The organism is Bradyrhizobium sp. BR 1432 (assembly GCF_051547705.1).
In the GTDB taxonomy this organism is placed as follows: Bacteria; Pseudomonadota; Alphaproteobacteria; order Rhizobiales; family Xanthobacteraceae; genus Bradyrhizobium; species Bradyrhizobium zhanjiangense.
On sequence record NZ_JBPUGF010000003.1, the window covers coordinates 6,280,884 to 6,304,718 of the forward strand.

Here is a 23,835-nt window from a genome sequence, read left to right on the forward strand (position 1 = left end):
GGCGTTTGGCAAAGCCACAGCCTTCGTCGGCTAGCGGAAGTCGAAGATTGGGTCAGCTGCCCGGCGGGGACGCAGTCCCAGTCGCGCCGGCCCGCCAATTCTATCGGGGAGTGCTTGTTACGAGAGTCAGGTCGTTGCCCTCTGCGCGACACATGCAAGCTGCTGTTCGGATTCAAAAATAACCCTCGTTCCGAACGGCCGGCATTCCCTATCCAGGGTTTGCCGGATCCATTCAATGTCGCGCCGCGATGGAATGGAGAGACGAAAGTTCTTGATCTGCATGGGAACCAGTTTGAGCGCATGGAGGCTTCCGCTGGTTGGATCCAGGTCGGCGAAATACATCAACGCCAGGTCGTCGCGGTAGCACTCGTAACCACGGATCCCCTCATAGTCGTTCAGAAAATCACCGCAGCCATAGAGTATAAGGCGGTCTCGATAGATTTCGATCGCTCTCGGATGGTGCGAAGAATGCCCGTGAACGATCGACACGCCTGCCTTGTCGACCAGGGCCCGGGCAAAAATCCTCTGCTCATCGGGAATGTCATATCCCCAATTGGATCCCCAATGGATCGACACCACCGTGAGATCGCCCGGCCTTCTGGCCGCCATGACCTGATCAGCGACCTCGAACGCGCTCGCCCCGCTGAGGTCAGGCAGCAGGTTGACGCCCGGAGTGTCTGACATTGCAACCCACTTGAACGGGATTCCGCTCGATGTCGATCCGAACGCAAAGACCAGGAGCCGCGCGTCGGCAAGGCTCAACACTGCGGGTGCGCGCGCTTCCCGATCATTGCGGCCTGCGCCCGCCGCCTTGATGTTGAGCTTCTGCAAAGTTGTCAGCGTCTCGACTAGGCCGGCGCGGCCCCAATCGAGCACATGGTTGTTGGCCAATAGACAGCAGTCGATCCCCGCGGCCGCGAGACACTCTGCGTTCTCGGGGCTCATGCGGTAGTTGATGCCCTTGTTCGCGCGGTCGTTGCTGCCCGTCACAGCCGTTTCGAGATTGATGATCCGCGCGTCCGGCTGCATGGACTTGAATTGGTCCAGTGCAGCGCCCCAGACGTAGGACGATCCATTGCGCCGCGGAATAGGCCCGTTCGCCTGCTCGGCGAGCAGCACGTAGCCCGCCGCCGATCGCATGTAATCTTCGTAAATCTCGGGGCTACAGGGGTGCGCCAGCACCTGGTCGATGCCGCGGCCGCACATGACATCTCCGCATAGGAAGAGCCGCACCGGTTTCCGACACACCGCTGGCAGTTGTCGTTCCTCGGACATGACTTTCCACTCCGGTCCTGCCGCTTAGCTCTTTGCGTCAGGTGCGAGATGCCTGAACGCCGCCATCACCTCGGCCAGCATCCGCTCCTGCTCTCCCGCATAGCGCGGCGAGAAGTGGAAGGGCTCGACGCGGCGCACATTGGCTTCCCGTGCGATTTCTCCGGCAGCCGTGGTTGTAAGATGAGCCCGCTCATTCGCCAATGCGGCGTCGGCCCCCGCAAACGCCGCCTCGATGAAGAGGATGTCTGCATTCTGAATCAGCGCCACGATGGCGGCGCGATTGGCCGGCGTGTCGGCAACATCGGTTACATAGGCAATTTTCTGGCCCGCAGCGACCGTCACGAGATCGCGCAGGCTGGCGAGCGGAACGAGGCGATCTGACGTTGCCGTTTCATTGATGCGGATCAAATGATCGTCGGCGCGACGCTCGACGATGGCCTTCTTCAGCGACAGCAACCAGGGACCGACGGGCAGTCCGCGCTCCAACAGCCGGTTCTTCCATACGTTGACATGCGCAGCCTCCTGCAGCGCAAAGGCGAGGCAGGGCGTGCCATGTTCAAGGATCGCGGCGGACACGCGATGGGTCGGTTCATCGCAGAGTACGCCGCCAAAGACCTTGCGAGAGACTGATGGCTCTGCTGCGAACGCCTTCCTCAGGTGGAACCGCGTGGTCGAGATGGAATCCGCCGTTCCGAGTTCGCTTACATCGAAAACGAGATCGCAGGGATAGGTTTCGACGAAGTTCCAGCAATAGGCCTGAAGCTTGTGAAAGACGTGCTCGGCAAAGCCGGACGGACCGAACAGCTGCACCGATTTCTCATGCCCGACGAGCAAGCGAAGCAGATGGTCGAAGCCCACGAAATGGTCAATATGTGCATGCGAGACAAAGACCTGGTCGACGCGCCGTATCCTCCGCGGCGCTAGTGAAGCAATCTCTCCGACATCGAACAGCAGACTTCGCTTTTCGAACAGCGTTTCGACATAGACCGTCGGGTCGCCGTAGCGACCGTTGACCAGGCTCGGATGGAAAAGTGGTCGCATGGCAAACTATTCTGCTGCAACAGCGCCCGATGGATTTCCCGCATTTAGCCAACGTTGATGAATCCGCATCCGACCGCTGTCAGATGTCGTAGTAGAGGTGGAACTCATAGGGATGCGGTCGCAGCCGGATCGCATCGACCTCCTTTTTTCGCTTGTAGTCGAGCCAGGTCTCGATCAGGTCGGCCGTGAAGACGTCGCCGCGCAGCAGGAATGCGTGGTCGCGCTGGAGTGCGTCGAGCGCCTGATCCAGCGATCCCGGTGTCGACTTCACTTGCTTGGCTTCGGCCGGTGGCAGGTCGTAAAGGTTCTTGTCGATGGGGCTGCCGGGATCGATCCGGCTGTCGATACCGTCGAGGCCCGCCATCAGCATTGCGGCAAAAGCCAGGTAGGGATTGCAGGAGGGGTCGGGCGAACGAAATTCGACCCGCTTTGCGCGTGGATTCGGCGAGTACATTGGAATTCGGCAGCAGGCTGAACGATTGCGTTGGGAGTAGACCAGGTTGATGGGAGCCTCATAGCCCGGCACCAGGCGCCGATAGGAGTTGGTCGTCGGGGCGCAAAGCCCGCACAACGCCCAGGCGTGGGTCAGGAGGCCGCCGATGTAGTAGCGGCCGAGCTGGCTCAATTCCGCATAGTCGCCCTGATCGTAGAACAGGTTGGTCTCGCCATTCCACAGCGACTGGTGCACATGCATGCCCGAAGCGTTGTCCTCGAACAGCGGTTTCGGCATGAAGGTCGCGGTCTTGCCGTGCTCATGCGCGGTATTCTTCACCACATATTTGTAGATCATCAAATTGTCGGCCATGCGGGTCAGGGTTGTGAAGCGCATGTCGATTTCGTTCTGGCCGCCGGTTGCGACCTCGTGGTGATGAGCTTCGATCTGGATTCCGAGCTGTTCCATGGTCAGCACCATTTCGGTGCGTAGCGCCTGCATGCTGTCGGTCGGAGGAACGGGAAAATATCCCTCCTTAGGGCGCGGCTTGTGCCCCAGATTCGGCGCTTCCTCCGCGCCGGTGTTCCAGCTGCCTTCGCTGGAATCGATCTCGTGCATGGCGTAATTGATGCCCTGACCGTAGCGCACCTCGTCGAAGACGAAGAACTCCGCTTCCGGGCCGAAGTAACTCGTATCGGCGCGACCAGTGCCCTTGAGATAGGTTTCAGCCTTCTGGGCGACGTAGCGTGGATCGCGGCTATAGGATTGGCCGGTCACGGGGTCGCGAATGTTGCAGATGAGGACCAGCGTCGTTGCCGGACTATAGGGGTCGACGAAGGCCGTCGTCGGATCGGCGACGACCAGCATGTCGCTCTCCTGAATCTCCTGGAAGCCGCGGATCGATGAGCCGTCGAACCCGATGCCCTCCTCGAGCGCATCGACGCGCACTGCGCTCGGCGGGACGGAAAAATGTTGCCATACCCCCGGCAGGTCAGTGAACCGCAGATCGATCATCTGGACCTTCTCGTCCTTGATCGCCTTCACGAGATCTTCGGCCGTCGCACATTTTGGAAACATGGCTCGCTCCCAGCATCGTGGAGATGCGCGTCTTGCGGGTCGCGTTGCCGTTCAGCCGCAGCCGAACGGCTTGCGACGGATTGTGGTCATACTCTGTGTTGCCGCCCCTCCAGCCTCAATCCGGCTTGGCGGCATTTGCGGTCAGGCGGCCACGCACGCCGGCTGCTTCAGCTTTGGTGAGGCCCGCGCATCAGCTTCATGGCGTCTTCGATATGCCGCCAGGTCTTGGCCAGCTCGATCTCGCCCTTCGACTCGAGATCGATGGCGTTCTGGGCGGCTTCCGCAATGGCCTTGGGACCATGGGCTTCCAGCAACTGCCGCGCATAGTCGTGGATTTCGATTTCTCGCATGGCGTCACCTCCCTCTTGTCCCGGGCGCAACGCAAACGAAGTGCGGCCGGGACGATAGACGTCGACACCTGTCAAGCGCGGCTAGTCTGCATCCTGGTGCAGGCCCTCGCAAGGGCCCTTTCCGGAGCATGGGCCGCGAGGATTGGATGCGGCTTCTGTCGCGGCAACACGGCGCAGGTCGGAGGGATGCATTTCTCAGCTGCGCCACCATCTAACCGGGAGAGAGGAGGTGAGCATTATGCGCATCCAACATTGGCAAGACGCTGCCAGCCTCCTGGTTGGCCTGTGGCTGGTTCTTTCGTCCTTTATCCTGGGCTTGTCCGGGGCGCCTGTCTGGGTCTCCATCGCACTCGGGCTCGGCGTCATGCTGTTTGCCATCGAGGCTCTTTTCATCCCGTCCTATCTGGAAGAATGGGGAGAAATGCTGGTGGGCCTGGCTCTGCTACTGGCACCTTGGACCATTGGCTATGAGCCGGTATCGGCAACGGTGAGCAGCGTGCTGTCCGGCATACTGGTGATCCTACTCGCTGTCTGGGAGCTGATGACCGATCGCGACTTCAGCACCTGGTGGCACGATCGTTGGCATCGACTGGCCGGCTGAGAAGAGGTGCTAGTCGGGCGCTTGCCGACCGCCATTTGCTGGCGGCCGGGAGTTCGAAATCGGCTCGCTCGGGCGCGGTGCCGATGGCAACGATCGGCACTGCGCCCCGACACGAACTCCGGTGCAGGGCCCCGCGGTCCTGCACCGGGATCAATCCATCACAATGCGGCTCTCGGCTCGATCGGCTCCCAGATGCTGATCTTGCGCGTTTCCGGCATCAGGAAGACGGCAAGCACGAAGCACACCGCAGGGACCACGATCGGATAAATCAGCGCATAGCCGATGCTGCCGGTCGCGGCGAATGCCGCCGACGTGATGAACGGCACCAATCCGCCACCCCAGCCATTGCCGATGTGATACGGCACCGAGACTGACGTATACCTGATCCTGGCGGGAAAGAATTCCGCCAGAAACGCGCCGACCGGCCCGTATACCATCCCGACATAGCAAACCAGGATGAAGATGATGAAGGTCGCGACCGGATAGTTGACGTTTCCGGGCTGCGTGACAGTCCCCAGCCACAGATACAGCGGATAGTATGTGATCGCGGCGAGCAGCATGCCGCCCAGGATCACCGGCTTGCGGCCGATCAGATCCGACAGCCAACCAAAGAGGATCAGGCTCGGCGTGGCAATGAGCAGTGCGGCGCCCACGATGTAGGCGGAGGTTAGCGGGTCCACCTTGGAGACCTGCTGCAGGAAGTACAGCGCCCAGAACTGACCGCTGTACCAGACCACGCCTTGTCCGATCAGGACCACAATCGCGATCCCGATGTATTTGATGTTCGAGCTGAGGAAAGCCTCCTTCCAAGGATTCCTCGTCATCTGGCCGCGGGACCTGATCTCCTGGAAGATCGGCGTTTCCTGGAGCTGGAGCCGGATGTAGATCGCGATCGCCACCAGCAGGAAGGACAGCAGGAACGGAACGCGCCAAGCCCATTCGTCGAAGGCCTGGTTGCCGGCATATGTCCGCGTGAGGATGATGACGGCCAGCGACACCACGATTCCGAGAGTAGGCGAGGTCTGCAGCCAGCCGGTATAATAGCCGCGTCGATCGTCCGGCACATGTTCGGCGACGTAGGTGATGGCGCCACCATATTCGCCGCCCAGGCACAGGCCCTGGATCATGCGCAGGCCGAAGAGGACGAACGCGGCCGTCAGACCAATCGACTGATAGGTCGGGATCAACCCGATCGCCCCCGTACCGAGTCCCATTCCGCTGAGCGTAATGAGAAAGGTGTATTTGCGGCCAACCCGGTCACCCATCCATCCGAACAGGAAGGCGCCTAGCGGACGGATGAGAAATCCTGCCGTGAAGAGCGCGATCGTGCTGAGGAGGGCGGCAACCGGGTGGGATTGCTCAAAGAACTTGACCGATAGAACTGCGGCCAAGCTGCCAAAGATGTAGAAATCATACCATTCGATGATGTTTCCCACCGATGCAGCGATGATCACGCGGCGAAAATCACTCGGTACCTGCATGTGCAACTCCTATGGTTTCAAGACGTCTCCTCGCTTGTTTCAGCGATCGATCTTCTCGCGGGGAGAGCGTGATGCGCGGCGTCGCAGGCGCCAATTCAAAGAGTTGCGTCGGCAACGTCTGACTTCAGGCGCACTTTCGCGCCACCTGAGAAGAGCTCCGGCGGCCTTAGAACCGCGAGCGACCACTGCCTTGCCCGTCCTGTCGGGGAGGCGGGGAACCGTAGTGTAATCCCACCTCGGGCCGGCAACTTATGAGACTTTCGGCTCAATCGATCTGTCGCGGGGCGTTTGCCAACGAGATCGCAAGGGCTCGAATACTTCGCGACTTCTGGTCAAAGACGTCTCAGGCGTTGCGAGCAATCCAGAAGAGATGCCAAGGCGGCGGTCGCCGTGACGATGGAGGGGAAAAGTAGGGTCCCGCCGCGTTCGTTCCTGATCCGTACCGCTATTCGCGCAGCCGCACGTTCCGGTAGCCTCCGCACCCGTCGCGTAGCGTAAGGTGCATGGGAATGGCGGAGCCGGGCCGGCCAGTGCGCTCCCAGGGAGTCGCAGGAACGTGGCCCGTTGGCCGCGTCACACCGGCTGGCGGCGTTGTGCCGGCGGGCTTTGGTGCGTGGCCCGCGATCGTCGAGACGCTGCGCGAATGGGCACGCGCTGAGGCCGGCGCCGGGCGGCTGTTGCCCTGGGTGCCCGTCGCCTTCGGCACCGGCATCGCGCTCTATTTCGCTGCCGATCACGAGCCCGTGCTGTGGGTCGTTGCCGCGACGGCGGCCGCGCTCATGCTCGGCGCCGTCCTGCTGCGGCGGAGCCGGCTGTTCGCGCCCGCGATCATGATCGCGGCGGTGGCGGCGGGTTTTGCCATGGCGACGTGGAAGACGGCGCGCATCGCCCATACCGTGCTGGCCAAGCCGCTCTATTCGGTGTCGCTGTCGGGCTTCGTCGAGACCCGCGACATCCGCGAGCGCACCGATCGCTTCATGCTGCGCGTTACGGCGATGGAGGCGCAGCGCAGCGACGTCAGGCTGGAGCGCGTGCGCCTGTCGGTGCGCAAGGGGACGGCGCCGGAGGTCGGCAGCTTCGTGCAACTGAAGGCGCGCTTGATGCCGCCGATCTCTCCCGTGCGCCCGGGCAGCTACGATTTCTCCCGCGACATGTTCTTCCAGGGCATCGGCGCCTCCGGCTTCGTGATGGGCGCGATCACCGCTTCAGTGCCGCCGGATGGCGGTGGCCTGCGGCTGCGCTACGCGGCCTTCATGCAGGGCCTGCGCGATGCGATCGACGCGCGCATCCGTGCGACGCTCGAGGGCGACAACCGTGCGATCGCGACCGCGCTGCTCACCGGACGGCGCGATGCGATCACCACGCCCGTCAACGACGCCATGTTCATCTCGGGGCTCGGCCATGTGCTGTCGATCTCCGGCTATCACATGGCGGTTGTCGCCGGTGTCGTGTTCTTCGCAGTGCGTGCGCTGCTGGCACTGATCCCGGGGCTGGCGGCGGGCTTTGCCATCAAGAAATGGTCGGCAGCTGCAGCGCTGGTGGCGGCCGCGTTCTATTTGCTGCTGTCAGGCGCGGAGGTCGCAACGCAAAGATCGTTTTTCATGACGGCGGTGGTGCTGATCGCGGTCATGGTGGATCGCCGCGCTATCACCTTCCGCACGCTGGCGGTGGCTGCGCTGATCGTGCTCGCGGTCGCGCCCGAAGCGCTGGTGCATCCGAGTTTTCAAATGTCCTTCGCCGCGACGCTCGGGCTGGTCGCGCTGGTGCAGATCGGCATGCCGAACCTGTTTGCCTCGCCGGACCATTCGGCGACCGCGCGCATCGCGCTATGGGGCGGCCGCGAGATCGCGATGCTGTTCCTGGCCTCGCTGATCGCGGGGCTTGCGACCACGCCCTACGCCGCCTTCCACTTCCACCGCGTCACGCCGTACGGTGTGCTCGCCAATCTCGGCGCGATGCCGGTGGTTTCGGCACTGGTGATGCCGGCGGGCCTGCTCGGACTGCTCGCGGCTCCCTTCGGGCTCGACGGCGTGTTCTGGTGGCTGATGGGGATCGGGAACGACTGGATGGTCGCGGTATCGCGCTGGGTGGCGGCACTGCCGGGCGCAATCGGCCGCATCCCCGCCTTCGGCATCGCGCCGCTGATCGCGGCAAGCCTCGGGATCATCGTGATGGGCCTGTTGCGCACACCCTTGCGCTGGTCTGGTGCGCTGATGTTGTTGGCTTCCATTGCCTGGGGGCTGTCGGTGCGGCAGCCCGACATCCTGATTGCCGGAGACGGCGCGAGCGTCGCGGTGCGCGGCCGGGACGGGCACCTGCATGTCATCCGGGCGAGCAAGGACGGCTTTCTGCTTAGGGAGTGGTTAGCTGCCGACGCCGATCCGCGCGACGCCGGGAGTAGCTCGCTGGCCGATGGCGTGTCGTGTGACGAGGCGGGCTGCGTGACGCCGCTCGACGACGGGCGGCTGGTTGCGCTTTCCTTGCGGATCGACGCGCTGGCTGATGATTGCAGCCGCGCCGCGCTGGTGGTGACGCGGCGGCCCGCGCCGCCGGATTGTGCGGCGATGGTGGTCGATCGGCAGCGTCTCACCAGTCAAGGCGCGCTGGCGTTGACGCAGCGTGGTGACGGTTTTGCAGTTCAAGCTGTGAGAGCGAGAGGCACAAGCCGCCCTTGGCTCCCGGCCGGCGCCGGCGAGGGTGATTTCGACGGGAGCCTTGCGCCGAAGGCGGCTACGGCCCGCAACCGGGACGCGACTCCGGCGGAGACCGACTTGCAGGCCGACGATTAAGGCCAGACGATTAAGAACAAATGCGAGGACTTGGTCCGGGTCCAACCGGACTTTCGCAGAACATAAATCATACCATCTCGCCGGCCTCGGCCGGCGATGGCATTTTCAATCCTGGCCCGACCTGGTGGCCAGGGACGGCTCAGCCGATCGGCAGACGCGTGATCGTCGGCCGGCTGTCGGCATCGATCTGCGGCTTGTGCTCGCGCTCGCCGACCGGCTGCGTCACCGGCAGTTGCAGCACGGTTGCGCGCTGGCCTTCGACGAGCTGCGTCACCAGCACGTATTTGCCGTCGGGGAATTCGATCGCGTCATGATGGCGATCGGGAACGTGCGGATCGATCTTGCCGAACTTGCCGACGCGGGAGTTGATCGTGCGCGTCCAGATCCAACGATTGTCGTAACGGACGTTGTCGGCGAAGGCGAGCTCCGTTCCCGGCAGCAGGCAGACGGCCACGGTCGGGTCGGCCGCGGAAGCAAAACCGCGCGTCGAGGTGCCGCGGAACGTTGTCGACACGATCGTCTCGCCGACTTCGGCGGGGCGCGATGCAACGGCATGCAGACTGTAGTCACACATCGGGTGCTCCTATTCGAAGATAGCAACCCGCGCCTCTTTCGGAGGCGCAAGCCTCTATCAGAGTGGAAGCACGTAACGTTCTGCTTGGTTGTGGGCGAATCTGCGGCTGGCGTCAGCAGGATGCGATCACATTATCTTTCCCGAATCCGATAGGAACAAAGTTCGCTTTAGTGCATTTGGCGGATGCGAGCGTCAGCGGCCTGCGGGCGCCGACCATCGGAATATGGCCAACTCGGCTGTGGTTGTCGCGCGACGGCATTTCGGGCGCTACGCAATTGCTCGGTCGTTGTTGCGTGCGCCGACTTGCGGGGATGGTGCTGCGATTGTGCTGCGAATGCTTGCGCTGCCGATGCAGCGATCAGCATACTGGCGAACGCGCTCAAAACGATCTTGCGCATCGTTGTCTCCTCGATCTCTTGAGCCGCAAAGCGATGAGTGCTTCGGGCGGCATGTCGAGGACATAGCGCTGGGAGAGGGGCCAGATAATCTGCCCAAGATCAGAAAGACTATCCAGCTGGAGCGGACAATCCGTCCGCTCCAATCGGAATCATTGATATCGAATGACCGCTGGGTCGTCTCAGTACTTGCGGTACAGCCCGATCAGCTTGCCCTGAATCTTCACCCGGTTCGGCGGCAGGATGCGCACCTCGTAGGCGGCGTTGGCGGGTTCGAGCGCGATCGAGGCGCCGCGGCGGCGGAAGCGCTTGAGCGTCGCTTCCTCGTCGTCGATCAGCGCCACCACGATGTCGCCGGTATCGGCGCTCTCGTTGCGCTGGATCAGCGCCATGTCGCCGTCGAGGATGCCGGCCTCGACCATCGAATCGCCGCGCACTTCGAGCGCATAGTGTTCGCCCGAGCCGAGCATGTCGGGCGGCACGCTGATGGTGTGACTGCGGGTCTGCAACGCTTCGATCGGCGTACCGGCTGCGATGCGACCCATCACGGGCACCGCAACGGGACGCTCGCCCTCGTCGGCGGGCGGACTGGAGCTCGCGCGCACCTTGCCGAGATTGCCCTCGATGACGCTTGGCGTGAAGCCGCGGCGGTTGCCGGCGGCGGCCTGGAGCTCAGGCAGCTTGATCACCTCGATGGCGCGAGCGCGGTTGGGCAGGCGGCGGATGAAGCCGCGCTCCTCCAGCGCGGTGATCAGGCGATGGATGCCCGATTTCGAGCGCAGGTCGAGCGCATCCTTCATCTCGTCGAAGGAGGGCGGCACGCCGCTTTCCTTCAGACGTTCGCTGATGAACCGCAGAAGCTCGTATTGTTTGCGCGTTAACATCTCGACCAAAGTCCCCCGGTCGATGTCGTTCGATTCCGAGACGCTGAATTGGAGCGGCGAACCGCTACATCCTCGAAACAAATCATGAACGGACACTATATGTTCGATATGTGTTCCGCAACTGCTTAATTTACCGTGAACGCGACAAAGTTCGCGGAACACGTGTGGTGGTGCGCTCAGACGGGCAGGCGCAGCACCTCGCAAGGCGAGCCGGCTCCGGCTTTCGGCGCGAACGGTGCGCGCACGAGAAGTGCCTGCGCCGCAGCGAGATTCGCAAGCAGCGAGGAATCCTGGTGATTGACGGGAACGGCCACCAGCGTGCCGTCGTCGCGCTGTTCCAGACGTGCGCGAAGATAATCCGCGCGCATATCGTTTGCGCCCACATCGCGGCCGAGCACGGCGCGCTCATGGCGGTGATGAATCACGGATCGACCCGACACCGCACGAATCAGCGGGACCATGAACAGGAAGGCGCACACATAGGACGAGACGGGATTACCCGGCAGGCCGATCACGCGCATCGCGCCGAGCCGTCCATGCATCATCGGCTTGCCCGGGCGCATCGCAATCTTCCAGAACGCCATCGAGATACCTTCGTCCCTCAGCGCCTGCTGGACAAGATCGTGGTCGCCGACCGATGCACCGCCGGTCGTGACCAGGATGTCGGCGCCGCTCTCGCGGGCGCGGCGGATGCCGGCGGTGGTGGCCTCCAGCGTGTCGGCGGCAATGCCGAGGTCGATGGTGTCAGCCCCCTCGCTGCGGGCGAGCGCGTGCAGGGCATAGCCGTTGGAATAGACGATCTGGCCGCGGCCGGGCGTGGTGCCCGGCATCACCAGTTCGTTGCCGGTGGCGAGGATCGCGACCTTCGGACGGCGGCAGACGGCAAGCTGGGGGTAATTCATGGCGGCGGCGAGCGCGAGGTCGCGCTCGGTGAGGCGGGTTCCCTTGCGCAGGAGCACGGCGCCTTCGGAGAAGTCGACGCCTGCGGGGCGGATGTGCCGGCCGGGAATCGCGGCTTCCTTGATCGTGATGCGCTTGCCGTCCGCGACCGTATCCTCCTGGATCACGACGGCGTCGGCACCGTTGGGAACGACGCCGCCGGTGAAGATCCGCACGGCTTCGCCGGCGCCGACCGTTCCCGCGAACGGACGCCCCGCGGCTACCTCGCCAATCACCGTCAGCTGGGAATCGATCGCCCCCGCGTCGGCCGCGCGCACGGCATAACCATCCATCGCGGACATTGCTTCAGGCGGCTGCGTGCGCAGCGCCGCCACGTCGCGGGCGAGCACACGGTGGAAGGCTGCGTCGAGAGCAACCATTTCCTCGGCCAGAGGCTCCGCGCCGGCAAGCACGGCGGCAAGCGCATCGGAAACCGGCATGAGAGCCACGGCGAAAACTCCTGCTCGCGGACGAATTGGCAGGAAGCCTTCTAGCCGAGCGCGAGCGCAGAGGCAAAAGAGCAGCCGAGCGGGATGATCATCCCGACGACGCATTCATAGGCAACGAAGGCGACGTCAGGCCCGGCGCGACATGATCTCCAGGACGAGGCAGATTGGTACCAGGGTGGCCATGGCTAGGACGAGAATGACCAGAGCCACGGCCAGCATCGCGATCAACTCTGCGTCTGTTCGCCCGAACTGACGCCAGGCGTCACGTCCGGAGCTTTGGGGCCCTGATCCTTATCCGGCAGCGGATCGGCCTGTGATTTCAGGTCGGCGGCCTTGCTGATGAGCTTGGCGGAGAGGCGCGAATCCGAGGTGGTTCTGGCGAATTCGAGCAGCAGAGAAGCTTGCTTTGTGAGGTAGGCTTTGCCCAGCACGAGAATAGTCCGATGTAGAAGTCCCAACGGATTCGATAGAGTCCGGAGGAAGTATTTCCGTTCCCGGAACTTTGTACAAAAATGCACAAAGTGATTTGGTTCCGCATCCCAAGCAGATTTGGTCCTCGGAACCCAACCAGATCCGGCCGGGGGCGGCAGTCAAATTCCCAACGCTCGCAAGGCGTTGCCGACATCGCCGGGCGATGTGACATGCACCGCGGTCAATCCGCGCGCCCGCGCCCCTTCGACGTTCTCGGCAAGGTCGTCGAAGAACACGATTCGGCTGGCCGGCACGCCGATCGCCCTCACGACATGGTCGAACGCCTCCGCATCCGGTTTGCGCAGGCCGATGCTGGACGACAAATAGAGCTCGCGGAAATGCCCGAGCACGCCGGCATATTCCTTCGAGAAATAGTCGACATGCGGCCGGTTGGTGTTGGAGAAGACATAGAGCGGCATCTGCTTTGCAGCGCGCGGCAAGAGCTCGGCGATGTCAGGCATCTCGCCGGCGAAGATCGCGTTCCATCCCTCCAGAAACTGCGCATCGGAAATGCCGATCCCGAGCGATGAACGCAGCGATTGGAAATAGTCCTCGTCGCTGATCTTGCCGACCTCGTGCAGCCGGTAGGCCTCGTCACGCACATAGCGCGCGACGATGGCCTCGGGCTGGCAGCCGGCATGTCCCGCCCAGCAGGCGATCGCCTTGGAGAAGTCGATGTCGAGCACCACGCGTCCGAGATCGAACAGGAGCGCATCGGCGCTGCCGGGAGAGAGCGAGGTCATCGTGTCCTTTCACTTCAGTATCGATAGGGGTCGTGGTCGAACAGCGGGAACGCGCTGAATACGCTCGGCGCATTCGTTGCGGTCGCCTGATGCAGGCAGGACTTGTCGACCTCGGCGAACGAGGTGGCACCCAAGAGGCCGAGGCAGCGCAGCACTTCATCCTCCAGCAGTTCCAGCATTCGCATCACGCCGGCTTCGCCGGCCGCCGCCAGCGCCCAGCATTGCAGCCGGCCAATGCCGACGATGTCGGCGCCCGCCGCGATCGCCTTGACGATGTCGGTGCCGCGGCAGAAGCCGCCATCGACCATGATCTTGGCGCGACCCTTCACGGCCTCGACGATTTCAGGCAGCACATGCATGGCGCCGCGGCCATGATCGAGCTGACGGCCGCCATGGTTGGAGACGTAGATCCACTCGACACCATGATCGATCGCGATCTGTGCGTCCTCGGCGGTGGCAATGCCCTTCAGGATCAGCGGGATCCTGAATTTGTCCTTGATCATCTTCACGGTCCGCCATTCCAGACCCTTCTGGTAGTCACCGCCGGTCGCGCGCAGGCGGCTTTCGCGAACGTAGCGCTTGGCGATGTCACGTTCGCGACGGCTGTAATGGGCGGTGTCGACGGTCAGGCAGAATGCGGCATAGCCGTTCTTCTCGGAGCGGCTGACAACATCCGCGACGAAGGCATCGTCGCCGCGGACATAGAGCTGATAGAGCCGCAGCGCGTCGGGCGCGGCCTCGGCAGTCTTTTCCAGGCCGGGCTCGGACACCGAGCTCAACATGTGCGCCGCACCGAAGGTGCCAGCGGCACGCGCCACGCTTGCCGCACCGTCGGGATCGAATATCTCCAGCGCACCGACGGGGGCGAGCACCACCGGCAGCCGCATCCTGCGGCCGAGCTGCTCGACCGAGCCGTCGACTTTGCGAACATCGCGCAGCACGCGGGGGCGGAAGGCGATCTCGTCCAGCGCCATCCGGTTCCGGCGCATCGTGGTCTCGGTCTCGGCAGCGCCGACGATGTAGTCCCAGGCATTCTGGTTGAGGTTGGCGCGCGCTTTCCGGATGAATTCGTGCAGGTTCTGGAACGGCTCGTTGCTGGCGCCGAGTTCGACGTTCCTTTCCGGCCGGATGCGGGGCGCGTCGTTCATTGTTGTCCTCCCGAGAATTTGAAGTCTTATCGCCATCGCCTATCGCGTCTGACCCTGCAAAACCATCCTAAAATCGCATAACTGCGAGGCGTGGGCGGCCGACCGATGTCCGCTTTGCGCAAAATGGTTTCGGAACGTTGCCAAAAGTTTAAGCCGCGGCGAAGGGATTTCTTCGCCGTACCGCCGGCACGGCGAGCCGGCCTTGAAGAAACCAGAATGGTGTTGTGAGACGTGACTTGGATCGCCATTTGCATGGCGGCTTCCAAGCCCGAGAGACAAGCCCCTCAAGAGAACCGCTAAGCAAAAGGCCAGTCAATCCATGCGGAAAAACCTGCTGTTCCCCCTGGGCGCGCTCACGGGAGCGTGTCTGACCCTTCTGGTAGCCAGTCCCCACGGCGGCGTGTGGGCGGCACGGGCGGCGGCGAGCGCGGATGATGCCTATTCCCAGCTCAACTTGTTTGGCGCGGTGTTCGAGCGGGTCAAGGCGAACTATGTCGAGAAGCCCGACAATGCCAAGCTGATCGAAGGCGCGGTCACGGGCATGGTGACCTCGCTCGACCCGCATTCGCGCTACATGAACGCCAAGGCCTGGACCGAGATGCAGGAGACCACCTCCGGCGAGTTCGGCGGGCTCGGCATCGAGGTCACGATGGAGGATGGCCTCGTCAAGGTCGTCTCGCCGATCGACGACACGCCGGCCTCGAAGGCTGGCATCATGTCCGGCGACCTCATCAGCAAGATCGACGGCGAGGCCGTGCAGGGCATGACGCTCGAGCAGGCCGTCAACAAGATGAAGGGCCCGGTCGACACCAAGACCAAGCTTACCATCGTGCGCAAGGGCGCCGACGCGCCGCTCGACGTCGCGATCACCCGCGAGATCATCCATGTGCGCCCGGTGCGCTTCCACGTCGAGAACGGCGACATCGGCTATATCCGCATCACCTCGTTCAACGAGCAGACCACCGACGGCCTGAAGAAAGCGATCGCGTCGATCTCCAAACAGGTCCCGTCGGAGAAGCTCGCAGGCTATGTGATGGATCTGCGCAACAATCCAGGCGGTCTGCTCGACCAGGCCGTCTCGGTGTCGAGCGCATTCCTTCAGCGCGGCGAGGTCGTTTCGACCCGCGGGCGCAATCCGGAAGAGACCCAGCGCTTCACGGCGCATGGCGGCGATCTCACCAAGGGCAAGCCGCTGGTGATTCTGGTCAATGGCGGCTCGGCTTCGGCTTCCGAGATCGTGGCCGGCGCACTGCATGACCACAAGCGTGCGACGATCATCGGAACGCGCTCGTTCGGCAAGGGCTCGGTGCAGACGATCATTCCGCTCGGCGCCGGCAACGGTGCGCTGGCGCTGACCACGGCGCGCTACTACACGCCGTCGGGCCGCTCGATTCAGGCCCAGGGCATCGCGCCCGACATCGAGATCCTGCAGGATGTGCCGCCGGAGCTGAAGGGCCGGATGGACACCATGGCGGAATCCCAGATGCGCGGGCATCTGCAGGCCGCCGACGGCACCGAGCAGACCGGATCACAATCCTACGTCCCGCCGGAAGAGAAGGACGACAAAGCCCTGCATACGGCTTTCGACTTCTTGCACGGCGTCACCGCGAATGCGGTTGCCGCGAAGCCCGGGTCAAAGGCGGCGGTGCCGAACTGATTCTTGCGACGTCTGGAATCGCCGGGAGTGGATCACCGCTCCCGGGCGATTTCGTTTTGGGGCCGCCGTCTCAGGTCGGGTTCATGGCGGCAAACGTTGCTTCGTAGCGGCCGTCGCGCTTCACCAGCACTTCATCGCGGGGATGAAGCCGTCAACCAGGAGGGATCAGGCCGTTCGGCCGAAGATCTAGCCTGCCTCGCGGCGGCGGATTTCCTCGCCACCGCGCTGGGCGAGACGGCTGCGATGCAGCGCGAACAGCTCCAGCATCTTGTCGGCGGGTTTTGCGGCGCTGAACAGATAGCCCTGCATCTCGGAACAGCCAAGCGCGCGGAGGAGGCGCTGCTGCTCCTCGGTCTCGACGCCCTCGGCCCTAGTGGTCATGCGGCGGGCGGCCGCGAGGTCGACGACGGCCTGGACAATGCTGGCGGAGCCGTCGGGGCCGGCGATGTCGTCGACGAAGCAGCGGTCGATCTTGATCTTGTCGAAGGGGAAGCGGTGCAGATAGCTCAGCGACGAGTAGCCGGTGCCGAAATCGTCCAGCGCGATGCGCACGCCGATGGCGCGAAGCTGGTGCAGGATCGCGAGCGCTGCGTCGTCGTCGCGGATCAGCACGGCCTCGGTGATCTCGAGCTCGAGCCGGCTGGCCGGCAAATTGGAAGCGGCGAGCGCGGCCATGATCTTCAGCGCCAGCGTGCCGCTCTTGAACTGCACCGGCGAGACGTTGACGGCGAGGCGAATGTCGTCGGGCCAATTTGCTGCATCCCTGCAGGCGGTCGCCAGCACCCATTCGCCGATCTCGTTGATCAGGCCGGTGTCTTCTGCGATCGGGATGAATTCGGCCGGTGAGACCATCCCGCGCTCGGGATGGCGCCAGCGTACCAGCGCCTCGCATCCGGTGATGCGGTCGTCCTTCAGACCGAGGCAGGGCTGGTAATAGACCTCGAGACCGCCATGGACGATGGCGTGGCGCAGGTCGATCTCGAGCTGCCGCCGCTCACGGACCTTGGCATCCATCTCCGGTTCGAAGAAGCGATAGGTGCGCCGGCCGGCGGCTTTGGCCGCATACATCGCCATATCGGCATTCTTCAGGATCTGGTCCAGCGCGGTCCCGTGTCTCGGTGCAAGGGCGATGCCTATGCTGGCGTCCGTGGTGAGATGATGGCCCATGCAATCGAATGGCATGCGAATGGTCTCGAACACCCGTGCGACGAGCTCGTTGACCTCCTCCAGCGATGTTACTGCGCTCTGTACGATGGCGAATTCATCGCCGCCGAGCCGCGCCACGAAGTCCATTGGACCTGCGCAGCGACGAAGGCTCTGTGCGACCGATTTCAACAGCTCGTCGCCGACGAGATGACCGAGTGCATCGTTGACGCCCTTGAACTCGTCGATGTCGATGTAGTGCACCGCGATCTCTTCGCCGTCGGCGATGGCACCCAGCTCTTCGCGCAGGTGCTCGTGGAACATGGCGCGGTTGGGCAGGTCGGTCAGCGCGTTGTAATGGGCGAGGTGGGTGATGCGTTCCTCGGTCCGCCGGCGCTCGGTGATGTCCTCATGCGTCGCGACCCAGCCGCCGTCCGCGAGCGGTTCGTTGACGATCTGGATCGAGCGGCCGTCGGAGGTGTCGACCACCATGGAGTTGCGCAGGTGGATGTCGCGCAGCACGCGCGCAACGTAGTCGTCGACATTGCCGGTGAACGAGCCCGTCGCTTTGCGATGCGCGATGATGTCGTGGAAGCTGCAACCGGGCTTCACGGTCTCGGCCGACAGCCCGTACATCTCGATGTAGCGCTGGTTGCAGATCACGAGACGCCGCTCGGCATCGAACAGCAGGAGGCCCTGCGTCATGTTGTTGACGGCGCGGTCGAGACGCTGCTTTTCCAGCGTCAACCGTTCCCGGGAGAGGCGGTGCTGCTCCAGCAGCTTGCGCACGATCGCGATCAGCACGCCCGCGATGGCGAGCGCGGACGAGGCGGCGACCGAGATCAGGATGCCGATCTGCTCGCGCCAGTCCGTCAGGGCCGCCGCGCGCGTCATGGTGGCCATGATCAGGATCGGAAAGTGGGGCAGGGCGCGCGAGGAGATCAGCCGGTTGTCGCCATCGATAGGGCTCACGAAGCGGCCGGCGAAGTGATCGAGCCCGAAAACCCTCTGATGCGAGAACGGGCCGGTCTTGAAATTCCGCCCCATCAATTCGCTGGAAAGAGGATAGCGGGCCAGCAGCGTGCCGTCTCGATGCAGCATCGAGATCGACGCGCCTTCGCCGAGCACGACGGAAGCGAAGAACTTCTCGAAATTGGCGGGCTCGATGCCGCGCCCGACGGCGCCCAGGAACTCGCCGTTCGGTCCCAGGATCTTGCGGACGATCAGGATGGTCCAGGCGCCCGAGATGCGGCTGTGCAGCGGCTCGATCAGCACGTCAGGCGAATAGGGATCGTATTTGAAGGTGCGGAAATAGGCGCGATCGGCAACGTTGACGTTCGGGGCCGGCCATGCCGTCGACGAGTTGACCAGATTACCTTCGGCGTCGATGACGTTGACCCCGCCCATGTAGGGCAGCGCCTCGATCTTCGAGCGCAGCATCCGGTGGATGTCCTGGCCCGCGAGGCGCTTGCGATAATCCTCCGCATTATCGATGCCGGTGGCGCGGACGTGGTCGACGAAATCCTTCTGGATGACCGCGAAATCCTGCAATTGCTGGTCGAAATGATGGGCGAGCATCAGCACGGTGTTTTCCAGCTCGCGGCCGGAGTTGCGCAGCGCGCGTTCGCGGAAATTCTGCGCCATCAGCGTCGCGCCGACGGCGATCGCCGCAATCAGCAGCATGCCGCCCACCACCAGCCAGCGGATCGGTCCGCTGCGCGCGAAGGCCTGGTCAAAGAGGCGACTGCCGAATCTCGTCATCATGCTGGATCATTGCCGTGCACACGCCAGGATCAATTCTTGGCCCCGGAGACATCCGTTGGCTTACGGGAACGGTGTGGAGGCGAAGTTAGGAAGCGCGGTTAACGCGATATGAACGGCCGGGCACAAAGGCAACCGATGCGCGCGACGCAGAAGGTCGGTCGCTGAAATACGCGCTTCAGGCGTGGTAATGGCCGGACTTGCCGCCGAGCTTCTCGACGAGATGGATGCCCTCGATGCGCACGCCGCGCTCCACCGCCTTGATCATGTCGTAGATGGTGAGGCAGGCGACCGAGACCGCCGTGAGCGCCTCCATCTCGACCCCGGTGGGACCAGTGACCTTCACGCTGGCGCGGACGAGGCAGCCCGGCAGTTTCGCATCGGGCTCGATGTCGACAGTGACCTTCGACAGCGCGAGCGGATGGCAGAGCGGGATCAGCTCGGAGGTGCGCTTGGCGGCCATGATGCCGGCGATGCGCGCAGTCCCGAGCACGTCACCCTTCTTGGCGTTGCCGGACACGATCAGATCGAGCGTCGCCTTGGTCATGATGACGCGGCCTTCGGCGACCGCAAGCCGTTCGGTCGCGGGCTTGTCAGACACGTCCACCATCCGCGCTTCGCCCGAGGCGCCGATATGGGTGAGGGCAGGGCCGGCTTTCTCGGACTGGGACTTGGACTTGGAAGGCTTGCGCGCCATGTCAGCGCGTGCCCGTCGCGCGCGGTGCCGTCTCGCGCGCGAGCAGCGTGCGCGTGGCGGCGGTGACGTCGGCCTGCCGCATCAGGCTCTCGCCGACCAGGAAGGTCGACATACCGACGCGCTCGAGCCGCGCAAGGTCTGCGGCTGTGAAGATGCCGCTCTCGCCGACCATCAGCCGGTCCGCAGGGATCAGCGGCGCCAGCGCCTCGCTGGTCGCAAGCGTGGTCTCGAAGGTGCGCAAATTGCGGTTGTTGACGCCGATCATCGGCGAGCGAAGTTTCAGCGCGCGCTCGAGCTCGGCACGGTCGTGGATCTCGATCAGCACATCCATGCCGTAGGCGAAGGCGGCATCTTCGAGGTCCCTGGCGGTCGCATCGTCGACCGCGGCCATGATGATCAGGATGCAATCGGCGCCATGCGCGCGAGCCTCTGCCACCTGATAGGTGTCGAATATGAAATCCTTGCGCAGCACCGGCAGTGACGTTGCCGCGCGCGCCGCCACCATGAAATCGAGATGGCCCTGGAATGACGGCGTGTCGGTCAGCACCGAAAGGCAGGCGGCGCCGCCAGCCTCATAGGCCCTGCCCAGCTGAGGCGGATCGAAATCGGCGCGGATCAATCCCTTCGACGGCGAGGCCTTCTTGATCTCGGCAACCAGCGCGTAGTCGCCATTGGCGTGCTTCGCCTTGATCGCGCGCATGAAGCCGCGCGGTGCGGCTTGCGCCTTGGCCTGTGCCTCGACAATCGAGAGCGGCTGCGCGCGCTTGGCCGCAGCAATCTCCTCGCGCTTGTAGGCTTCGATCTTGGTCAGGATATCCGACATGTCAGGCTCAGCCGTTCGAGACCGCGATCAGATGTTTCAGCCGCGCGCTTGCGGCGCCGCTGTCGAGCGACTTCGCGCCGATCGCAACGCCCTCCTTGAGATCCTTGGCGCGTCCGGCCACGACCAGCGCGGCGGCAGCGTTGATCAGCGCGACGTCGCGATAGGGGCTCGGCTTGCCGTCGAGCACGCCTTGCAGCGCGATCGCGTTGGCCTCGGCGTCGCCTCCTTTGAGTGCGCCAGTCTCGCAGCGCGACAGGCCGGCCTCCTCCGGCGTCACCTCGAAATTCCGGATCTCGCCGTTGTGGAGCGCGGAGACGAAGGTCGGGCCGGTCAGGGTGATCTCGTCGAGGCCATCGGAGCCGTGCACCACCCAGGCGGATTCCGAGCCGAGGTTCTTGAGCACCTGCGCCAGCGGTTGCACCCATTGCCGCGAGAATACGCCGACCATCTGCCGCTTGACGCCGGCCGGATTGGACAGGGGGCCGAGCAGGTTGAAGATCGTGCGCGTCGCAAGCTCGACCCGGGTCGGGCCGACGTTTTTCATGGCGGGATGGTGGGCGGGGGCGAACATGAAGCCGATGCCGCATTCGCGCACGCAATGTCCGACCTGCTCGGGCCTGAGGTCGATCTTCACGCCGAGCGAGGCCAGCACGTCGGCGGCTCCCGAGCGCGAGGACAGCGCGCGGTTGCCGTGTTTGGCCACCGGCACGCCGGCGCCCGAGACGACGAAGGAGGCGCAGGTCGAGACATTGACCGAGCCGGAGCCGTCGCCGCCGGTGCCGACGATGTCGACGGCGTCAGGCGGCGCCGTCACGGCCAGCATTTTGGAGCGCATCGCCGTAACGGCGCCGGTGATCTCGTCCACGGTCTCGCCGCGCACCCTGAGCGCCATCAACAGGCCGCCCATCTGCGAGGGCGTGGCTTCGCCCGACATCATGGCGTCGAAGGCGGAGGCGGCTTCGTCACGCGACAGGCTGGCGCCGGTCGCCACTTTTCCAATGATCGATTTCAGGTCGTCCATCGCGTGCTTTCAACTCACTGGTTCGCGCCGGTCACCTGCGCGAAGGCGGCCTGATTAATGGTGGTCCCGATGTCGGTTTCAAGCTTGTTGACGTAGGAAGCGACCTGCTCCTCGGTCTGCGCGCGGTCGAGGCTATCCTTCAGCTTCTTCACCGCGTCGGAAGCGGCGTCGACCACGGGTTCGACGATGTCGGTGACGCGGAAGATGATCACTTCGCTGCCGCCGCTCACGGGCGTCTGTCCGACGCCGTCCTTGGCGGTGCGGAAGGCGGCCGATACGACGGTTGCGGGTACGCCGGCAGGCGAGTCATCGCGCTTGAAGCCGGTCGCGGTCTCGACCTTGGCGCCGATCGCAGCAGCTTCATCGGCGAGCTTGCTGCCGGATTCGAGCTTCTGCACCATCTCGGTCGCCTTGGTCTTCAGCTTGGCCGCGACCTGGTCCTGGCGCCAGCGCGCCTCGACCTGGTCGCGGACCTCATCGAGATTGCGGTCGCGCGAGGGCGTGATGGCGATGACGTCGTACCAGACATAGCCGCCCTTGAATGAGATCGAGTCGTTGTCGACGCCGACGTCGGTGTTGAAGGCCTGCGACACCACGTCGAGGCCCTGCGGAATGTTGGCGACCGGCTGGCCGTTCGGGGCGCGGCCGGAACGGTCGACGGCGTCGATGGTCACCGCCGTGAGCCCGAGCTTCTGCGCCGCGTCGATCACGCTGGAGCCGCCGCCACGCTCGTCCTCCATCTTGTCGCGGAGATCGGCGACCTTGACGCGCGCCCGCTCGGTCGCGATCTCGCGCTTGATGTCACCCGCAACGCTGGCGTAGTCCGCCTCCTTGCCCGGCTCGATCTTGTCGACCTTGACGATCGCGACGCCAAGCCCGCCTTGGATCGGCTGGCTGATCTCGCCGGCAGGAAGCGCGAAGGCGGCATCGCCAACGGCGGGATCGAGCGAAGACTTGGTCGCAAGCCCGAGATCGACGTCGGAGGCGCTCAGCCCGCGCTCCTTGCCGAGATCCTCGAACGTCATACCGCCGACGAGGCGCTCGCGTGCGGTTTGCGCCTCGGCGACGTTCGGAAACACGATCTGCTGGATCTGGCGCTTCTCCGGCGTGCCGAGCCGGTCCTTGCGCTGGTCGAACACCTTCTTGGCGTCCTCGTCCGACACCTCGGACCACTTACCGATCTCCTCCGGCGAGACCACGACGAAGGCGATCTTGCGATATTCGGGCGCGCGGAACTGGACCTTGTGATCCTCAAAATAGGCGGCGAGCGTCTCGGGCGAGGGCGCCTCGATTGGGCCTGCCTGCGCGGCGTCGAGCCTGACGAACTCAATGGCGCGCTGCTCGCTCTGGAAGCGCGTCAACGCATCGAGCATGGTTTTCGGCGGCTCGAGGCCGGCGCCGATCGTGCCGGTGATCTGCCGGCGCAGCGACACTTTGCGCTGCTCGGCGACGTAGCGCTGCTCGGTATAGCCGAAATTGCGGATCACGGCCTGGAAGCGGTTCGCATCGAAGTTGCCGCCGACGCCCTTGAAGTTGGGGTCGTTCATGATGACCTGGCGGATCTGGTCGTCGGACTGGCCGAGCCCGAGCCGGCGCGCCTCTTCGTCGATGGCGGCTTCGGCGATGGTCTGCTGGAGCACCTGGCGGTCGAGGCCGAAGGCACGCGCCTGATCAGGCGTCAGCGGACGGCCGAACTGGCGGCTGATCTGTTGCAAGCGGTCGGTGTAGATCTGGCGGAACTCGTTGAGCGAAATCTCGGTGCTGCCGATCCTGGCCACCGTGGACTGCCCGAAGCCGCGGAAGATGTCGGCGATGCCCCAAATGCCGAAACTGACGATCAACACGCCCATCACCACGGCCATAATGGTCTTGCCGAGCCAGTTTGATGAGGCCTTGCGCATTCCTCGAAGCATTTGGTCCAACTTGTTTGGCAGGAGGGAACGGGAGCGCGTCTTAATGCAGATTCCGCAAAAGCGCGTCACCAAATTGATAGATCATCATAAAGTGGCGGCTTTCCCCCGCAACCTCGCCTCATGCGGCGCCTCGAAGCTGCGGTTAAAAGCCCCTGGTCTCTGGAACTGCC

20 protein-coding genes are annotated in these 23,835 nt (G+C 63.9%); 3 read left to right on the forward strand and 17 right to left on the reverse strand.

Annotated features, from left to right (window positions below; genetic code table 11):
* Positions 1–126: 126 nt before the first annotated feature.
* The 4 genes from ACSKB8_RS30470 to ACSKB8_RS30485 all read right to left on the reverse strand — a co-directional run bounded on the left by ACSKB8_RS30470 (position 127) and on the right by ACSKB8_RS30485 (position 4,176).
* Positions 127–1,275: a CapA family protein gene (locus ACSKB8_RS30470; protein ID WP_438108060.1), complete on the reverse strand. Its 1,149-nt coding sequence runs from the start codon at positions 1,273–1,275 to the stop codon at positions 127–129.
* 24 nt (positions 1,276–1,299) lie between these two features.
* The gene (locus tag ACSKB8_RS30475) at positions 1,300–2,316 is read right to left on the reverse strand and encodes a ribonuclease Z (protein ID WP_438108061.1); all 1,017 of its coding nucleotides are present in this window, start codon (positions 2,314–2,316) and stop codon (positions 1,300–1,302) included.
* Positions 2,317–2,395: 79 nt separating this feature from the next.
* Positions 2,396–3,826 carry a type I glutamate--ammonia ligase gene (gene glnA, locus ACSKB8_RS30480; RefSeq protein WP_438108063.1) on the reverse strand — a complete coding sequence of 477 codons (1,431 nt, stop codon included), beginning with the start codon at positions 3,824–3,826 and terminating at the stop codon, positions 2,396–2,398.
* Between the two features lie 167 nt (positions 3,827–3,993).
* Positions 3,994–4,176: a hypothetical protein gene (locus ACSKB8_RS30485; RefSeq protein WP_176945507.1), complete on the reverse strand. Its 183-nt coding sequence runs from the start codon at positions 4,174–4,176 to the stop codon at positions 3,994–3,996.
* A gap of 238 nt (positions 4,177–4,414) precedes the next feature.
* Between ACSKB8_RS30485 and ACSKB8_RS30490 the strand changes: the two genes are divergently transcribed.
* Positions 4,415–4,777, forward strand: coding sequence for an SPW repeat domain-containing protein (locus ACSKB8_RS30490; RefSeq protein ID WP_176945519.1), 363 nt, complete (start codon positions 4,415–4,417; stop codon positions 4,775–4,777).
* 158 nt (positions 4,778–4,935) lie between these two features.
* Here the strand turns inward: ACSKB8_RS30490 and ACSKB8_RS30495 are convergent, their stop codons facing one another.
* Entirely contained in the window at positions 4,936–6,264 is a 1,329-nt protein-coding gene (locus ACSKB8_RS30495) for an MFS transporter (protein ID WP_438108065.1), read from the reverse strand.
* A gap of 503 nt (positions 6,265–6,767) precedes the next feature.
* Between ACSKB8_RS30495 and ACSKB8_RS30500 the strand changes: the two genes are divergently transcribed.
* Positions 6,768–9,047, forward strand: coding sequence for a ComEC/Rec2 family competence protein (locus ACSKB8_RS30500; RefSeq protein WP_438108067.1), 2,280 nt, complete (start codon positions 6,768–6,770; stop codon positions 9,045–9,047).
* A 139-nt stretch (positions 9,048–9,186) separates the two neighbouring features.
* On the opposite strand, the gene ACSKB8_RS30505 is transcribed toward ACSKB8_RS30500, so the two are convergent.
* The 7 genes from ACSKB8_RS30505 to ACSKB8_RS30535 all read right to left on the reverse strand — a co-directional run bounded on the left by ACSKB8_RS30505 (position 9,187) and on the right by ACSKB8_RS30535 (position 14,650).
* Positions 9,187–9,621: a hypothetical protein gene (locus ACSKB8_RS30505; RefSeq protein ID WP_370990056.1), complete on the reverse strand. Its 435-nt coding sequence runs from the start codon at positions 9,619–9,621 to the stop codon at positions 9,187–9,189.
* Between the two features lie 167 nt (positions 9,622–9,788).
* Positions 9,789–10,019: a hypothetical protein gene (locus ACSKB8_RS30510; RefSeq protein ID WP_438108069.1), complete on the reverse strand. Its 231-nt coding sequence runs from the start codon at positions 10,017–10,019 to the stop codon at positions 9,789–9,791.
* A gap of 179 nt (positions 10,020–10,198) precedes the next feature.
* Positions 10,199–10,900, reverse strand: coding sequence for a transcriptional repressor LexA (gene lexA, locus ACSKB8_RS30515; protein ID WP_091886069.1), 702 nt, complete (start codon positions 10,898–10,900; stop codon positions 10,199–10,201).
* A gap of 176 nt (positions 10,901–11,076) precedes the next feature.
* The gene (locus ACSKB8_RS30520; RefSeq protein WP_438108071.1) at positions 11,077–12,288 is read right to left on the reverse strand and encodes a molybdopterin molybdotransferase MoeA; all 1,212 of its coding nucleotides are present in this window, start codon (positions 12,286–12,288) and stop codon (positions 11,077–11,079) included.
* A 224-nt stretch (positions 12,289–12,512) separates the two neighbouring features.
* Positions 12,513–12,719 carry a hypothetical protein gene (locus ACSKB8_RS30525; RefSeq protein WP_370990054.1) on the reverse strand — a complete coding sequence of 69 codons (207 nt, stop codon included), beginning with the start codon at positions 12,717–12,719 and terminating at the stop codon, positions 12,513–12,515.
* A gap of 159 nt (positions 12,720–12,878) precedes the next feature.
* Positions 12,879–13,502 carry an HAD family hydrolase gene (locus tag ACSKB8_RS30530; RefSeq protein ID WP_438108073.1) on the reverse strand — a complete coding sequence of 208 codons (624 nt, stop codon included), beginning with the start codon at positions 13,500–13,502 and terminating at the stop codon, positions 12,879–12,881.
* 14 nt (positions 13,503–13,516) lie between these two features.
* Positions 13,517–14,650 carry an alpha-hydroxy acid oxidase gene (locus ACSKB8_RS30535; protein ID WP_091885725.1) on the reverse strand — a complete coding sequence of 378 codons (1,134 nt, stop codon included), beginning with the start codon at positions 14,648–14,650 and terminating at the stop codon, positions 13,517–13,519.
* A 319-nt stretch (positions 14,651–14,969) separates the two neighbouring features.
* Between ACSKB8_RS30535 and ACSKB8_RS30540 the strand changes: the two genes are divergently transcribed.
* Positions 14,970–16,307: a S41 family peptidase gene (locus ACSKB8_RS30540; protein WP_091885720.1), complete on the forward strand. Its 1,338-nt coding sequence runs from the start codon at positions 14,970–14,972 to the stop codon at positions 16,305–16,307.
* 186 nt (positions 16,308–16,493) lie between these two features.
* Here the strand turns inward: ACSKB8_RS30540 and ACSKB8_RS30545 are convergent, their stop codons facing one another.
* The 5 genes from ACSKB8_RS30545 to ACSKB8_RS30565 form a co-directional block, all read right to left on the reverse strand.
* Entirely contained in the window at positions 16,494–19,214 is a 2,721-nt protein-coding gene (locus ACSKB8_RS30545; RefSeq protein WP_438108075.1) for a bifunctional diguanylate cyclase/phosphodiesterase, read from the reverse strand.
* A gap of 175 nt (positions 19,215–19,389) precedes the next feature.
* Positions 19,390–19,908, reverse strand: coding sequence for a cyclic pyranopterin monophosphate synthase MoaC (moaC, locus tag ACSKB8_RS30550; protein ID WP_438108077.1), 519 nt, complete (start codon positions 19,906–19,908; stop codon positions 19,390–19,392).
* Between the two features lies 1 nt (position 19,909).
* A complete protein-coding gene (gene trpC, locus ACSKB8_RS30555; RefSeq protein WP_438108079.1) occupies positions 19,910–20,731 on the reverse strand; it encodes an indole-3-glycerol phosphate synthase TrpC in 822 nt (273 codons plus the stop codon).
* A 7-nt stretch (positions 20,732–20,738) separates the two neighbouring features.
* Complete coding sequence (gene trpD, locus ACSKB8_RS30560; protein WP_438108081.1) at positions 20,739–21,752, reverse strand: anthranilate phosphoribosyltransferase; 1,014 nt, start codon at positions 21,750–21,752, stop codon at positions 20,739–20,741.
* Positions 21,753–21,766: 14 nt separating this feature from the next.
* The gene (locus ACSKB8_RS30565; protein ID WP_438108083.1) at positions 21,767–23,665 is read right to left on the reverse strand and encodes a SurA N-terminal domain-containing protein; all 1,899 of its coding nucleotides are present in this window, start codon (positions 23,663–23,665) and stop codon (positions 21,767–21,769) included.
* Between the last annotated feature and the right edge of the window lie 170 nt (positions 23,666–23,835).

Excerpts from the sequence above, each read along its gene's own strand:
- ACSKB8_RS30505 (WP_370990056.1), bottom strand. The coding sequence starts at position 9,621 with ATGTGTGACTACAGTCTGCATGCCGTTGCATCGCGCCCCGCCGAAGTC.
- ACSKB8_RS30490 (WP_176945519.1), top strand. The coding sequence starts at position 4,415 with ATGCGCATCCAACATTGGCAAGACGCTGCCAGCCTCCTGGTTGGCCTG.
- ACSKB8_RS30565 (WP_438108083.1), bottom strand. The coding sequence starts at position 23,665 with ATGCTTCGAGGAATGCGCAAGGCCTCATCAAACTGGCTCGGCAAGACC.
- ACSKB8_RS30500 (WP_438108067.1), top strand. The coding sequence starts at position 6,768 with ATGGCGGAGCCGGGCCGGCCAGTGCGCTCCCAGGGAGTCGCAGGAACG.
- glnA (WP_438108063.1), bottom strand. The coding sequence starts at position 3,826 with ATGTTTCCAAAATGTGCGACGGCCGAAGATCTCGTGAAGGCGATCAAG.
- ACSKB8_RS30530 (WP_438108073.1), bottom strand. The coding sequence starts at position 13,502 with ATGACCTCGCTCTCTCCCGGCAGCGCCGATGCGCTCCTGTTCGATCTC.
- ACSKB8_RS30535 (WP_091885725.1), bottom strand. The coding sequence starts at position 14,650 with ATGAACGACGCGCCCCGCATCCGGCCGGAAAGGAACGTCGAACTCGGC.
- ACSKB8_RS30485 (WP_176945507.1), bottom strand. The coding sequence starts at position 4,176 with ATGCGAGAAATCGAAATCCACGACTATGCGCGGCAGTTGCTGGAAGCC.
- ACSKB8_RS30510 (WP_438108069.1), bottom strand. The coding sequence starts at position 10,019 with ATGCGCAAGATCGTTTTGAGCGCGTTCGCCAGTATGCTGATCGCTGCA.
- ACSKB8_RS30470 (WP_438108060.1), bottom strand. The coding sequence starts at position 1,275 with ATGTCCGAGGAACGACAACTGCCAGCGGTGTGTCGGAAACCGGTGCGG.
- trpC (WP_438108079.1), bottom strand. The coding sequence starts at position 20,731 with ATGTCGGATATCCTGACCAAGATCGAAGCCTACAAGCGCGAGGAGATT.
- lexA (WP_091886069.1), bottom strand. The coding sequence starts at position 10,900 with ATGTTAACGCGCAAACAATACGAGCTTCTGCGGTTCATCAGCGAACGT.
- ACSKB8_RS30545 (WP_438108075.1), bottom strand. The coding sequence starts at position 19,214 with ATGATGACGAGATTCGGCAGTCGCCTCTTTGACCAGGCCTTCGCGCGC.
- moaC (WP_438108077.1), bottom strand. The coding sequence starts at position 19,908 with ATGGCGCGCAAGCCTTCCAAGTCCAAGTCCCAGTCCGAGAAAGCCGGC.
- trpD (WP_438108081.1), bottom strand. The coding sequence starts at position 21,752 with ATGGACGACCTGAAATCGATCATTGGAAAAGTGGCGACCGGCGCCAGC.
- ACSKB8_RS30475 (WP_438108061.1), bottom strand. The coding sequence starts at position 2,316 with ATGCGACCACTTTTCCATCCGAGCCTGGTCAACGGTCGCTACGGCGAC.
- ACSKB8_RS30540 (WP_091885720.1), top strand. The coding sequence starts at position 14,970 with ATGCGGAAAAACCTGCTGTTCCCCCTGGGCGCGCTCACGGGAGCGTGT.